Source organism: Pseudomonas silensiensis, from assembly GCF_050434865.1.
GTDB classification, from domain to species: Bacteria; Pseudomonadota; Gammaproteobacteria; order Pseudomonadales; family Pseudomonadaceae; genus Aquipseudomonas; species Aquipseudomonas fluorescens_W.
The window spans coordinates 188,098-202,572 of the sequence record NZ_JBNDJH010000003.1 but is presented as its reverse complement, the minus strand read 5'-3'; the positions used below and the strand labels follow the sequence as shown (position 1 = coordinate 202,572).

The 14,475-nt window shown below is 59.1% G+C and carries 10 protein-coding genes; all 10 read right to left on the bottom strand.

The annotated features are described in order from the left end of the window. Positions 1-6: 6 nt before the first annotated feature. The 10 genes from QF010_RS05540 to QF010_RS05495 all read right to left on the bottom strand — a co-directional run bounded on the left by QF010_RS05540 (position 7) and on the right by QF010_RS05495 (position 14,207). Positions 7-1,182 carry an alginate O-acetyltransferase gene (locus tag QF010_RS05540; protein ID WP_033061005.1) on the bottom strand — a complete coding sequence of 392 codons (1,176 nt, stop codon included), beginning with the start codon at positions 1,180-1,182 and terminating at the stop codon, positions 7-9. Between the two features lie 11 nt (positions 1,183-1,193). Beyond that, entirely contained in the window at positions 1,194-2,759 is a 1,566-nt protein-coding gene (locus QF010_RS05535) for an MBOAT family O-acyltransferase (protein WP_033061006.1), read from the bottom strand. 213 nt (positions 2,760-2,972) lie between these two features. Next, entirely contained in the window at positions 2,973-4,097 is a 1,125-nt protein-coding gene (locus QF010_RS05530; RefSeq protein ID WP_033061008.1) for a mannuronate-specific alginate lyase, read from the bottom strand. A 7-nt stretch (positions 4,098-4,104) separates the two neighbouring features. After that, a complete protein-coding gene (locus QF010_RS05525; RefSeq protein ID WP_033061009.1) occupies positions 4,105-5,553 on the bottom strand; it encodes an alginate O-acetyltransferase in 1,449 nt (482 codons plus the stop codon). A gap of 10 nt (positions 5,554-5,563) precedes the next feature. Next, on the bottom strand, positions 5,564-7,153 hold the full coding sequence (gene algG, locus QF010_RS05520) for a mannuronan 5-epimerase AlgG (RefSeq protein ID WP_033061012.1): 1,590 nt from the start codon (positions 7,151-7,153) through the stop codon (positions 5,564-5,566). A gap of 26 nt (positions 7,154-7,179) precedes the next feature. Then, positions 7,180-8,667, bottom strand: a complete 1,488-nt coding sequence (locus QF010_RS05515) for an alginate export family protein (RefSeq protein WP_033061014.1) — start codon at positions 8,665-8,667, stop codon at positions 7,180-7,182. Then, complete coding sequence (algK, locus tag QF010_RS05510; protein ID WP_429532561.1) at positions 8,664-10,070, bottom strand: alginate biosynthesis TPR repeat lipoprotein AlgK; 1,407 nt, start codon at positions 10,068-10,070, stop codon at positions 8,664-8,666. The genes QF010_RS05515 and algK overlap by 4 nt, the downstream gene beginning before the upstream one ends. Before the next feature lie 12 nt (positions 10,071-10,082). Further along, positions 10,083-11,252 carry an alginate biosynthesis protein Alg44 gene (locus tag QF010_RS05505; RefSeq protein WP_033061017.1) on the bottom strand — a complete coding sequence of 390 codons (1,170 nt, stop codon included), beginning with the start codon at positions 11,250-11,252 and terminating at the stop codon, positions 10,083-10,085. A 35-nt stretch (positions 11,253-11,287) separates the two neighbouring features. Continuing rightward, entirely contained in the window at positions 11,288-12,769 is a 1,482-nt protein-coding gene (gene alg8, locus QF010_RS05500; RefSeq protein WP_419866204.1) for a mannuronan synthase, read from the bottom strand. A gap of 121 nt (positions 12,770-12,890) precedes the next feature. Then, entirely contained in the window at positions 12,891-14,207 is a 1,317-nt protein-coding gene (locus tag QF010_RS05495; protein ID WP_033061020.1) for a nucleotide sugar dehydrogenase, read from the bottom strand. Between the last annotated feature and the right edge of the window lie 268 nt (positions 14,208-14,475).

Here is a 14,475-nt window from a genome sequence, read left to right as displayed (position 1 = left end):
TCTCTTTCAGTTTTGCGCCCGGTCGGGCGTCTCGGATTTAGTGTTTGCTGCTACGTTTTGTTGGCGAGCGCCGGCTTCTTTGAGCTCTGCGACCCACTGTGGGTCGGCGTCACCGATTTCGTTGTTCACAGGCAGATAACGTTCAGGAAACTCCCAGATCAGCACCTGTGGCGGGCTGTTCTTGAAAGCATCACTTTTCAGATAGCTGAGCATTGGCAGAATCGGGCCGTGGCCGTCTTCGGCGTAATTGACCACGTCGCTGTTCAGCGCTTGTTTCAGCGCACCAACGAAGTTCCAGTTGGGGTTGGCGCTGTAGCTGGTGCCGATCAGGGCCACCGGTACTTCGGTGTTGGCGAACAGGGCGTCATCACCGGCCGACTGGTCTTGTGCTGCCACGGTGTTGCGCTTCTGCAACGGCTCTGTCTTTGGCATCATGTTTTCGAACAGCGGGTCCAGCGGCAGGAACAACCGCAGGTCGCCCTTGTGCGTCACCTTCTCCGCAGGTTCAGTGACGAAGTGTTGCGGCTCGCCGCTCAGCGGGTATTTATCGGTAATGGATTTCGCCAGGGTCTCGGCGGCGATTTGTGCGCCTTCCGGGGTCCAGTGGGTGTCGGTGCGCAGGAATACTTGCTGACCGTCCAGCTTGGCTTTCAGCATCGGGCCGAACAGGTCGGGCGCGAGTACTTTGTTGGCCGCCACATGAGCGTGGAAGTCCTCATAGAGGTTGGCGTGGATGCTCGAAGGCTTCACTTCACCCAGGTGTTCCGGGTACAGGCGAGTCTTGGCCGGCACGATCGCCATGACCAGTTTCACGCCCTTGGCTTTCAATTCCTGACGTACGCCTTCTACGAGTGCGTAGTTGCCTTGTAGGTTCAACTCTTCGTTGACGATCGGATTGAATTCTTCATCGCTGTACAACCACTGATCGCGGCCGAGCACGACGCCCGGACGACCTTCGTTGAACAGTTTGAAATCCAGCGCAGCCCAAAGGTTGGTGCCCAGGCGCTTGATCGGAAACTCGTCGTCGTAATGTGTTTCCACAGCCTTGGTCCAGCGGCCGTTGAGCACTGTCGTTTCGGCAGAGGTACTAAAGCCGAAGAAACTGCGCGTGGACCACAGGCCCAGGACCAACAGCGTCACCATGAACAGGGCGATGTAGAGGATGCGTAATGAGCGGGTCATAGTCAGATCCCTCAGAACTGGAAGTAAAGGAACGGCGAAAAGCTTTGCGCCGAGAGTTTGAAAATCGAGGCGATGAACAGCACCAGTACCAGCGTGCGCATCACGTAACGAGACCAGTCCGCCGTCCAGTAGGCCGGTTGCACAGTCGCTTCAACGCCGACGGTGTAGCCAGGCTCGTGGATGCTGCCAGGGTTGTCGCCCGGTACGGCTTTGATCATTCCAGGCGTAGCGGCAGCCGGGCCATCGGCCGCGACGTTCACAACAGGCTTGGTCTTTTCAGGCGGCAGGTTGCTGTAGAAGTCACGAATGCCGAAGAACGCCAGGGTCACGTAAGCCACCACCAGAGTCGCCACTTGCAGGCCGGTGAGGCTGGCCGCATTGAGTTCCGACAGTGACCATTCGCCGAAGCTGAACATCGCGCCGTACATACGGCCGGCGACGTGCAGGTTTTCCGAGCGGAAGATCACCCAGCCCATGACCACGAGCAGGAAGGTCAGCGCCCAGCGAATCGGGTTGATGCTGCGCGGCGAGGTATTCAGGCCGAGGGCTTTTTCGATCGCCAGCCACATGCCGTGCCAGGCCCCCCAGACGATGTACGTGATGTTCGCGCCGTGCCACAGACCACCGAGCAGCATGGTCAGGAACAGGTTGCGATAGGTCATCAGCGTACCTTTACGGTTACCGCCCAGCGTGATGTACAGGTAGTCACGCAACCAGGTGGACAGGCTGATGTGCCAGCGACGCCAGAACTCGGTGATCGACTGGCTGATATACGGCTGTTTGAAGTTTTCCATGAAGCGGAAACCCATCATCAAGCCCAGACCGATGGCCATGTCGCTGTAACCGGAGAAGTCGAAATACAGTTGCGCGGTGTAGGCCAGCGCGCCGAGCCAGGCATCGCCCGTGGTCGGGTTCTGCAAGGCGAAGCAATGGTCGGCCACGACCGCCAGGGTATCGGCGATGAAAACCTTCTTGATGAAACCCTGCATGAACCGCGTGCAGCCCTCGGAGAACTTGTCGAGGGTGTGGGTGCGGTTGTTGAACTGGTCGGCGAGGTCGCGGAAACGCAACACCGGACCGGCGATCAGGTGCGGGAAGATCGCCACGAAAGCGGCAAAGTCGATCAGGTTGCGGGTCGCCGGCGTGTCACCACGGTAGACGTCGATGATGTAGCTGATGGACTCGAAGATGTAGAACGAGATCCCGATCGGCAACAGCACGTGGGTCAGGATAAACGGCGACAGACCGACGGAGGTCATCATCGCGTTGATGCTGTCGACACCGAAGTTGGCGTACTTGAAGTAGCCGAGAATGCACAGGTCGACGGCCACGCCCAGGAGCAACCAGCGTTGTGCCGGTTTGGTCCGAACGCCTGCGGCACCGACTTTGAGGCCGATCCAGTAGTTCCACAAGGTGACGGCTGCGAACAGCGCAAGGAAGTCCACACGCCACCAGGCATAGAACACGTAGCTGGCGATCAGCAGCAGCAGGTTGCGATAGCGTATTCCGCTTAAGTAGTACATGCCGAGAAAGATCGGCAGGAACAAAAACAGGAACACGTTGGATGAAAATACCATCCCGGTCTCTCCATGTTTAACCAACAGTCAAGGGCCGCAGCCCCCCCAAACCCCCCACCAAAAACCGGAGGGCGTAACACACAAAAACTCACACCTGACACAGAACCTGTGGGAGTGAGCCTGCTCGCGATTGCGGTCTGACATTCAACGTTGATGTCGACTGATACACCGCTTCGCGAGCAGGCTCGCTCCTACAGGGTTTTGCGTTTGGCTCTAGGAGCCTTTTTTGCCTTTCTCATTTGCCGGGTCGTAGACCTTGGTCAGGTCACCACCGAGGCGGAAAGTCTTGAACGGCTGCATCTCGTGCTTTTTCTCAAGCACATCCGGCGAGCAGGTGTAGAGCGTGCAGAACGGTTCGAGCCAGGCGAATTTCGAGTCGATTTTCAGGTCGGTCATGTCCTGTTCCTTGCCGTTCTTGTTCTCGAATTCTTCCGGGTCTTTGACACCCGCGAGCACTCGATCACCCAGGCGTTTCAATGCGCCATTGTTTTCCTGACGCAAGTCCACACCGTTGACCTGAGCGAAACTGGCGATCATCGCGAGTGGCGGCAGGGCGTAGTTGTGGTAGGCGAGGGCGCGTTGCTCGCGCTTGAGCTCGTTAGGCAGGTAACCCTCGGCGTCGATTTGATTGGCGCCGACCTTGAATTCCTTCACCGACCAGTCGAACAGGTCGCGGCGGTTGGTGGCGACCGACGTCGCCATCACCGACCAGGCAGCCCAGTACGAGTGGTTGTTGGTTTTATCCAGCGGCAGGTTGTCCCAATCGCTGACCACCTGATCAGCCATTTTGCTGAACCAGGCTTCAATCAACTGCGACTCTTGCGGGTGGTTCGCCAACGGATGCGAGTCGGAGAACTTCAGGCGGATATAGGACGACGCCATGCTGCCCAACGCCCATTTGCGCATGGACTTGCCGGTGTGGTTGAAATCCTTGGACATCAACGCATCGGCCTTGGCCCATGCGGTCAACCAGTTCAGGGTGCATTCGAGCTGTTCCGGACGACCGTCACGCATGTACTGCATCACGCGCTTGCTGGTGCCGCGCTCAATCTTGGTGATGTCAGCCGTGGTGTCGCGGAAGGCTTTTTCCGATACCTCGTTCAGGGTCGAACGGGCCTTGTCGGAACCTTCGTATTTGCTGCGAAATTGCAGCGAGCCGGTGTACGGCGTCGGCATCGCATCACAGCCTTCGCTCTTGTCGCCGGTTTTGACTTTTTCAATCGGCGCAAAGTATCCCTGTGGCGGACGCAGTGGCGCGGCGGCCTGTGTCGCACCGGCAAACATGGCCAGGCTCAACAGGGACGGTGCGATCAATCTTTTCAAAGTTCGGGTTTGCATAGTTGCCTCATTGCCCGGCCTGAGCGGTACGCTGCCCAGCGCCAGAGAACACGTTGCGTTTGCAGATTTTCGCTTCGACTTTCTGTGGCGCGGCACCTGCTTCAGGGCCCTGGACTTCGACGGCCAGCAGATTCTGCGAGGCCCAATCTTCGTCCGTGCGCAACTCAAAGGCGAAACGCCCGTCGGTATCGGAGGTTTCCGGTTTTTCGATCTTGATGTCCTCGTGGCGACCGTTCATGTACCAGAGGGTGGCTTGCAGAACTTTCACCGACGGATCGGCGAAGCGGATATCAACCTGGTGGCTGCTGTTTTGCAGATTCAGGTTCTTGCTGTTGACCATCAATTCGTTCTTGCCCGGTTTCAACGTGGCACTGCCGGTCATCTGTGCATCCTTTCCTTCGCAACCGTTGTCCAGCAGCGCCATCATCTGGCGGTAGATGGTTTCCTGGTCAAGGCGATAAAGCGGCGAGAATTCCCAGATCAGAATCTTCGGCGGCTTGGTCTGGAACTCTTCGCTGCCCAGGTACTGCAGCATCGAACCTTCCAGGCCACCGCCAGGGAACGCCACGTTGAGGATGTCGGCGCCGATGGCCTCTTCGAGGAAACCGGCGAAGTTGTAATTCTTGCCACTGTGGCTGGTGCCGACCAGGGTGACTTCCGGATTGCCGGAGTCACTGAACAGATCGCCATCAGCTGCTTCGCCTTTCGGCTCGGTGGTGAATTGATCCATGTACTGGATCGCGTAGCTGGTGCCACAGAGTTGACCAGCCATGTTGTGTAACGTTCCGGTCTTACCCATGCGACCCGACTTATGGCTCTCGAATTCGCGTTTCGGCACGTCGGCAAAGGCCGGCATTTTCTTGATTTGCTCACCGACGATTTTCGCCGTGCGCTGGGCGCCATACGGCGTCCAGTGTTGGTCGCCCTGGAAGTAGAAGTCGTGGGCCGGCAGGGTGTCAGGCAGCGACTCGTTGGTCAGCGGCGACAGGTCCGGCACGGTGTAGCCCATGGCGGCGAAACGCCCCAGCATGGTCTTGTAGTTCCTCAAGGCCTTGTCGAAATCGTACTTGGCCTTTTCTTCCGGATTGAGCTTGTTGCGGTTCACCAGACCACGGGTCGGCTGGTAAACGATGACCAGTTCAATGCCTTTGCTCTTGAACGCATCGTGCAGTTCTTTCATGCGTTTGTAGCCGACGGGGGTGGTGTCGAACTCGGTGCGCAAGTCTTCTTGCGTACGGAACAGCCAATCGCCCTGAGCCTGCACCAGCGTGGTGAAGTTCTGCTGGTAACGCGTGGTGTAGTTTTTCGGGTCGTGGGCTGCCGGGCACAAGCTGCAGCACGGTTCGGCGGAAAATTTTGGTGCCTGGACTTCGTCCGCGCGAACACCGCCGCTGGCCGCGAGAATGCCGGCGGTCAGGGCCGACAAGCTGAGTAATTTGATCAAGTGTGAGTGCATAAAATTATCCTCAGTCCCGCATTTCGGTCTGGCGTTCGACAGGGTCGATCAGCACGGCTTTCTGCTGGCGCACCAGCAGGTCGAGAATTTCATCCTGGCGCTCGCCGAGAATCCCCGAGAAGCTGATGCCAACGGTTTTGGTCGGTGCGAGCATGGACACGCGATACAACTCGACGCTCAGCGGCGAGTCGATGGACAGCGGTCCGCTGCCGTTGCCGGCCAGTTCGCCGCCGACCACGATCAGGGACACCTGGGCATCGAACGGGTCGAGCTTGATGTCACGGTCGGTGTCGCTCAGGTCCTTGATGTGGCCGTAGACGCCGGTCAGGCCGTTGGCCATGGACAGGTTTTCGTAAAGGCGGATGTTTACGCTGTTACGAATCCGGATGCCGTGGCGCTTGTTGCTGATCACTTTGTTGCCCCACAGCAGGTTGTCGCCACTCTCGTAGAGGGTGATGCCGTCGGTGTGGTTCTTGTAGATCTCGTTGTAGGCAATCAGGTTGTTGACGCTGTTACGGTCGATCACCAGGCCCGACAACTTGTTGTCGTAGCTGCGGTTGTTGAAGATGAAGCTGTCGTTCACTTCACGGGAAATAATGATTCCGTGCTTCTTCTTGGTACCAAACACTGTGTTGTCGGCGATGATCAGACCGTGGGAACGGTCATGCGGGTCAATGCCGTAGACGATGTTGTCTTTGTAGGTGTTGCCCTTGACCACAAAGTCGCGGGCTTCGTAGCAGTAGAAGCCGTACCACATGTCCGAGAACTCGGAGCCGACGATCCAGCCGGTCGGTTCAGGGCGCTTGAGCACCTTGGCCATGTTCGGCGTGTATTGGGAAATACTCACGCCATAGGACTTACTGTTGGCGTAGCCGAAACTGGCGATCTTGCTGTTGGCGATGTAAGTCTCGGTACCGCCCCAGGACAGCAGGAACGGACGGAATTCCTTCGGCGACTTGAAGGCCGCCGGACCGTTTGCCTTCTCGCTCCAGCCAGTGATTTTGGTATCACGCACAAACAGCTGGCCGTCATTGACCAGGAACGAACCGGACTCTTGGGAGAGGCGCAGTTCCTGGGTCTGCTTGTCGATTTCCAGGATGCCTTTCTGACCCACCACGATCGGCAACTTCGCCAGGAATACACCTGGCGAGGTTTCGCTGAAGTACTGCTTGGGTACTTTGTTGGCCAGATCCTTGAGGTTCATGTAGCCGTCGTCGATGAAAATCGCCTGTGGGATACCGTGCTGACGCACGACCCATTCGGCCATCTTGTTATCGCCGCCGATGAAGTCCTTCAGGGCGTTTTCCTGCATCATCCGGCGCACGCTGATTTTGCCGGCCTTGGTGCGCACGATTTTCGCGGCGATGGCTTCGGCGGTGTAGCCGGAGGTGTCCGGCAGTTTCGGCGTGGCCAACTCCAGCGGCGCGGTCGGTGCGCTGCTGACGGTGTAGGTCTTGGCCTGTTGCAATCCCTTGGCAAGGGTCGCCGGCTGGCCTTTGTGAACGGGCGAGGCCGGCTCCACAGTGGCGAAGACCGCCGTGCTGGCCAGCAACATCGCGCCGGCCAGCAAGGTTATCGAGCCTCTCTTCGGACTGTTCATGTCAGGAACTCCCTTAGCGGTTCGCATCAGAAGCGCCAGATCACGTCGATAAACGCGCGGTGCATGTACGAGTCGACGCCTTTGCCATACGCATCGCCGGGTTTGAACACACCGCCACGCAACCGCACCAGGGCCGAAGGCTCATCGATCGATTGGCTCAAGGAGGCAGGCAGCAGGCCTTGCTTGAAGTACTTGGTGACGACCACGTCCATTTCCTGGCCGAGGTCTTTGTTGCCATCGTCCAGCGGCAGGGACGTGCTGGAAAGAATCGCGCCGGTCACGTCGTCGGTGTCGTTCTGGACGGCGTTGATGCCGTTGCTGCCGACCGGCTTGTTGCCGTCGACGCGCCAGAATTTGTGGTAGATCACACTGGCGTCGTATTCGTCGTTGAGCATCCACGAACCGAACAAGGTAGCGCTCTGCATGTTGCTCGTTTCGCCACGGAAGGCTTCGCCGAAACGGTGAACCCGCGAGCGAGTACCGGTGTAGTTCGAACGGTTGCTTTGCAGGCCGTTCTGTTCGTAATCGGCACTGGCACGGGCATAGGCTGCACCGACTTGCCATTGCGGATCGAGGCGCAGACGCACGCCCAGGTCAGTGGCCCAGCCATCAATATTGCCACTGGTTTTGGCTTGTGCCGGAGCGGTGCCATCGGCGTTGAGCGGGTTGACCTTGTCGCGGTCGCCGCTCATGCCCGTGACGCTGCCCCAGTAATTGACGGTGTTGGTGTTGCGCCAGTTGTAGGCATCGCTGTCGGCGGTAAGGCCGATCCAGCTGATATCGCCGTTCTCTTTCTTGTCCAGAGAATCGGCGGGAACACCTGGCTGCGCGGTATCGAGCTTGCCGTCATCGTGAGTGTGGTGACCACGAATGCCGACCCAGTTGCCCGGGGTCCACTGATACGCCGCATCGGCGTAAGCGTGCAGGCGATCCTTGTCCTTGGGCGCGAGCTCAGTGAGGTCGGTGCGGTATTCGCTGAAGCGTTCGGCAACACCGGCGTTGGCGCGCAACAGGGTGGTGTCGAAGGTCCAGTTCAGGGCTTCGATGTTGGTGTCGCGCCATTGGCCATCGTCATTGCGCAGACGCTGGCGACCGAGTTTGAGTATCTCGCCGGGGTAGGGCGTAAGGCCGCTGTAACCGACCCAGAACTCGCGCATCGCCAGGTAGTTTTTCTTGCTCTTGCGATCACCGCTGTCGGTGGCCTGGGTGCCGTCGCTGTCGGACTGTTGCAGGGTGTCCGTCTCGATGATGTCGGTGGACGTCACGGCCTGACCCATGGCGTAGCCGCTCCACGCGCCGCTCTCGCCGTAGATCCATGGACGCAGGTCAAGGCCGACGCCATTGACGTCGCCGCCGCTCGCCGTACCGAGGTCAGTGTCGTCTTCGGACTGGGCGGTAACTTTCACGTCCAGGCCGTAGTTCTTGCTTTCAGTCAGGGCCGCCAGGGTCGGGCACGACCACAAGAGGGCGAACGACAGGCCGATACCGGCCTTCACAAATGGATTCAACTTCATAGGGATTCCTCGCCGTCTTCTTCTTCCAGGGCATGCAGTTCCAGCGTGTTCTGACTCAAGGCACCACGAACGGCCTGTTCTTGTTTCAACAGACGTTGGGCCTCGGCGAGCTGGGCAGGCGGCAGTTGGGTTTCGAGTGTTTGCGCAAGCTCGGTGGCTTGCGGGGTGTTCTGGGCCTTGGCCAATTGGCTGAAGACATAAGCGTTAAGCGGGTCGGGCCGGGTGCCCTTGCCTTGGGAGAACAGTTGGGCAATGGCGAAGTCGGCGCTGCTCTGGCCGTTACGCGCAGCCTTGAGCAGGTGGTCCAGCGCTTTTTGCGGATAGACCTTGCCCAGATAACCGCGACGGTAAATCTGGCCGAGGTAGTAATCGGCGGCCACTTCTCTGTCGACGGCTTTCTTGAAGTGTTCTTCGGCGACTTTCGCGTCAACCGGTACCATTTTGCCTTCGTAGTAGAGCTTGCCCAGCAACAGCTCGGCGCGCGGCTGGTCGGCGGCGCGGCCGTTGTCCAGGTACTTCATCATCGTGTCGACGTCACCCAGTTCCGGGAAGTCGTAGAGCAGTTGCGCCAGGCTGACCCAGGAAGCGGGGTAGCCAGGTGCGATGCTTTCGAGCAGCGACTGGGCGGTTTTCTCGTCGGTCTTGCCCAGGGATGCATCGCCCAATACACGGGCCACGCTGTCCACCCGCTGGGCGGAAACTGCGCCGCGAGCCTGAGCGGCTTGCATTTGCTTGATCAGCTCGGCCTGTTTCTCTGGCTGGGCTTTTTTCTGATAGACCGTGGCCAGTTCGACGTAACAGATGTCGGTGGTGTTCAACGCGGCTTTGCAGATCGTTTCCACTTCGTCCAGATGCTGGTCGTAAGTGCCCTGGGTGCGATAGAGCAGCACTTGGGCCAGGCCCGCTTCCGGCTTGCCTTCGGCACGCCATTGGCTGATCTGCTGTTGCGCGTTGACGTTCGGGAAACTGTGCGGGTATTGCAGGTACAGCATCGCCAGCGGGATCAGGGTGTTGCCTTCGCCTGCGGCAGTGGCTTTCTTCAACAGGCCTTCAGCTTCGTGCTGTTCGGCTTCGGTGGAGCCGGGTTTGGCCACCAGCAGACGACCCAGGCGAGCCTGAGCTCGCGGCGAGACACTGGCTGCAGCGCGATAAGTCGCCTCGGCTTTCTTGATCTGCGCCGGGTCACGGCTGTCGACCTGGATATCGGCGAGGCCAACCTGTGCTTCGCTGTAGCCCAGGTCTGCCAGTTGCTGGTAATTCTGCGCCGCCAGCGTGGTATCACCGCGCTTGAGGGCTTCGTTGGCCAGACGCTGGTCGGGCAGGCCGGCGCATCCGGCCAGGGCGATTGCCATGGCCAGAGTCAGCGGGACTGGCAGGATTCTGAGTGGGCTAGTCACGGGCATGTCCTCTTGTTTTTAACGACCGGCGGCCATGGCTTTGTCGATCAGCCAGTTCAGGTTCGGACCACGGGTGGCGTTGACTTCAACCGGGCGACCGGCGAACTTGCTGTCCAGCGGCTCGTCAGGCTTGATCTGCACGCGAATGTCGGACGACAGGTCGGCGCTTTTCAGGCTGGTGCTGCTGATGATCGTGCCGGAGCGGGTTTTGTCTTCGCCGGCGATCTGGAAGCTGACCGTGCTGCCTGGCAGTACGTCGCCGAACTGGCGATAGGAGAAGCGCGCTTCAACGTTGGCTTCGCTGTTACGCGGCACCAGTTGGAAGATCACGTCGCCTTTGCTGGCGTACTGACCGTCGGCGACCATTTGCTGCGCTACGGTGCAATCGCACGGCGACGTCAGGGTGCCGGTCATTTGCTTGCCGAACAGTTCTTCAACCTTGGCCGGTTGCAGCTGGTCTTCGTCCAGATGGCCCTTGAGTACGTCGAGCATGCTGGTGCTGAACGTCGCCAGCGGGGCGCCTTTGGCGGCGATACCGTCGGTTTTGATCAGGCTCTTCACCGTGCCGTCGCGCGGCATGGTGATGTTCATGCCTGCTACGCTGACCAGACCGGCCTGGGCGTGGCTGACGAAGTACATGCCGTACACCGACTTGAAGATGAAGCCGAATGCCGTCAGACCGACGAGGAAAATCGCGAAGCTGAAGGTCACTGCACGCAGACGACCGAACGGGGTCATGCCGTGGCCGCCATCTTTGGCCTTGCGCGCCTTGGTGAAGTTGTCGCGTTGCAGGGTGGCCAACACTTCACCCATGGTGACGATGTCGCCGGCCAGGTGAGAAGTGATCAGGTGGCGCAGGGTGGAAATGTCCTGGGATTCGAGGTTCTGGAACTGGCAACCGGTACGACCGGTTTCGCGGTCGTGGGAGCGCACCAGTAATTCGACGTCCATGGCCAGGCCGAGGTTATCGATGACGAACTGCAGGCGAGCCTTGTACACGTCGCCGATCTTCAATGGCAGCTGACCGGCGTTGAAAGCCAGGCCGCCAGCGGAGAGGTCGAGGACCCGAGCTTCTACCGGGGTCCGGTCAGGACCGAAGAAGCGCAGCTTGGCCGGGATTTTTACCCGGGCGTGCTGGCGCTGGGCTTCTGATTCATGCACTACGTTGGCGTTGACGGCGGTATTCATATGGGCGATTTCCTAGTTAATTCAGGCGAGTTCGGTCAGACCATCATCAGCAGCACAGCAACAAAAATGCTGCCGGCGGAGAAGGTCATGGTCCGAGACGACCAAGTGTTGAACCAACCTTGAAAGCTGGCGAGATCACGGGTCAGGGAAGTGGGCTGGCGAGTCCAGGACTGTTGGTCGAGGCGGAAGAACACGTAGATCTTCACCAGCGCACCGACGATCTGGTTGTAATAGAGAATCGCAGGGTAGGCCGGGCCGATCGTGTGACCGGACAAAGACAACAGCACGGTCAGGATCAGGCGGGTAATGCCGATCCACAGCAGGTAAACCAGGATGAACGCGGCGCCGTACTTGAAGGTGGCGATGAGCGCGACGGTCAGGCCCAGCAACGACGTCCACATCGACACGCGCTGATCGAACAGCACCACCGAAGTGAACAGGCCGAGACGTTTCATCCCCAGGCCCAAGGCGCGGGAGTTCTGCCGCAGGTTGTTGCCGTACCAGCGGAACATCAGTTTGCGACTGGCCTTGATGAAGCTTTTTTCCGGCGGGTGTTCCACGGTGTGAATCGCGGCGTCCGGTACATAAAACGTGTCATAGCCCAGGCGCATCAAGCTGAACCAGCTCGACTTGTCATCACCGGTGAGGAACTTGAAGCGACCCAGGCGCCAGTGTTGCAGCGAGTCGCTTTCCACGTCGGCGATGAAGTCCGGGTTGGTCACCACGGTGGCGCGGAATACCGACATCCGCCCGGTCATGGTCAGCACGCGCTTGGACAGGGCCATCGAGCACATGTTGATGTGGCGCTGGGCGAAGCGCAGTTTGTGCCACTCGCTCATGATGTAGCCGCCGCGCACTTCGCAGAACTCGTTGGTGGTCAGGCCGCCGACATTGCCGAACAGCTGGAACCACGGCACGGTCTTGAGCACGACGCCTTCAGCGAGCACGGTGTCGCCATCGATCACTGCAACCACTGCGCGATCATCCGGCAGGTGGCGGGAGATGGCGCGGAAACCGTAGGCCAGGCCGTCGCGCTTGCCGGTGCCAGGAATGCGCACGAAGTCGAGCTTGACGCGAGCCGGTGGATTCATTTTGGCCCAAAGGCTTTTCACCAGCTTCTCATCGGACATTTCCACGATGGAGCAGACCATGGTGGTCGGCAGTCCGCAGTCGATCGCTTCGCGAATCACCGAGGCGTAGACCTGGGCGGTGGTCAGCGCGTCGATACGAAAACTGGTGACCATCAGAAACACATGGGACGGGTCTGCCGCTTTACCCAGCTTGCGCACTTTGCGCCGCAGGTGCGGGTAGACCACGTACAGAAACAGCATGCCGCGCAGAAAGTGCGTAGCACCCATCGAGTAGCGCCAGATACCGACGATACCGATCAGGAAGATGAAGTCCTTCGACTCGGAGTCGAACGTGGACGCAGGCAACGCCATGGCGATGCCCATCAATAAACTTAGGTAAAACAGCCAACCGGCGACCTGAAGTAGGCCGTGCTTTAGCCTGTGCATAATCTGCATCCGTCTCTATCTCGGGCGAGCCTGTGGGGTGGCCCGATGGGGTTAAGGCAGGCGAAAAAGCCGGGAGGGTTGCGGGCTTTGTGAGCCCCGCAAACCCTCCCGATGCCGCTTGTTACCAGCAGATGCCTTCAGTCCGGCCACTCACGCTGGTGGCTTGGGACATGAAACCAACCAGATCGATCACTTGCTTGCCGTGTGGAGCGTTCTGCGCCAGGGCGCGGAACTTCTCGTCACGGTTGCCGAGGATGATCACGTCGGACTTGTTGATCACGTCGTCGAAGTCAGCGTTGAGCAAGGACGAGACGTGAGGGATCTTCGACTCGATGTAATCCTTGTTCGCACCGTGGACACGGGCGTATTCGACGTTGGTGTCGTAGATGCTCAGGTCGTAGCCCTTGCCGATCAGCATTTCTGCCAGATCAACCAGTGGACTTTCGCGCAGGTCGTCAGTACCGGCCTTGAAGCTCAGACCCAGCAGGGCGACTTTGCGTTTGCCGTGGCTGGTGACGATGTCGAAGGCGTTCTGCACCTGGGACTCGTTACTGCGCATCAGCGAGTTCAGCAGCGGTGCTTCCACGTCCAGGGAACCGGCGCGGTAGGTCAGGGCGCGAACGTCCTTCGGCAGGCAGGAACCGCCGAACGCGAAACCAGGGCGCATGTAGTACTGGGACAGGTTCAGCGTCTTGTCCTGGCAGACCACTTCCATCACTTCGCGACCATCGACGCCGACGGCCTTGGCGATGTTGCCGATCTCGTTGGCGAAGGTCACCTTGGTGGCGTGCCACACGTTGCAGGTGTACTTGATCATCTCGGCCACTGCGATGTCCTTGCGGATGATCGGAGCGTCGAGTTCTTCGTACAGCGATTGCAGAACGTCGCCGGAAGCCTTGTCGAACTCGCCGATAACAGTCATAGGCGGCAGGTCGTAGTCGGCGATCGCGGTGCTTTCACGCAGGAACTCAGGGTTCACTGCAACGCCGAAGTCGACGCCGGCTTTCTTGCCGGAGCAGTCTTCGAGGATCGGGATCACTACGTTTGCCACAGTGCCTGGCAGTACGGTGCTGCGAACCACGATGGTGTGACGGGTGGTCTTGTCACGCAGGACAAAACCGATCTCGCGGCACACAGCTTCGATGTAGTTCAGTTCCAGATCGCCGTTCTTCTTGCTCGGCGTGCCGACGCAGATCATCGACAGGTCGGTGTCACGAATCGCCTCGGCGAAGTTGGTCGTGCCGCGCAGTTTGCCCGTCTCGATACCCTTCTGCAGAAGCTCGCCCAGACCCGGCTCAACGATCGGCGATTTACCGGCGTTGATCATATCGATTTTGTCCTTGGCAACATCGACGCCAACGACGTCATGGCCCCGTGCAGACAGGCAACCGGCACATACTGCGCCGACGTAACCTAAACCAAATATGCTGATGCGCATCGCAATTACCTCTGTGTTTATCAAGCCATCACATGGCCGGAGTTAATGGTGTTCAGCGGTTGTAGTGCACTCGGAAGTGCGCCTTAAAGGCGTCACGATGCCGCGTGCAGGCATATAAGTTCCGAGTGTCTAAATAAGTTCACTCAAAAGGTGCGCAACTAGGCTTTTATTGTTATGGCGTGCCCTGTTATGCAGCAGATCTTCCAGTCAGAAGACATTCGTGCAAAGGTCTTGCGCGCTCAATGCCAGGCCATAAGCCCGTAAATCA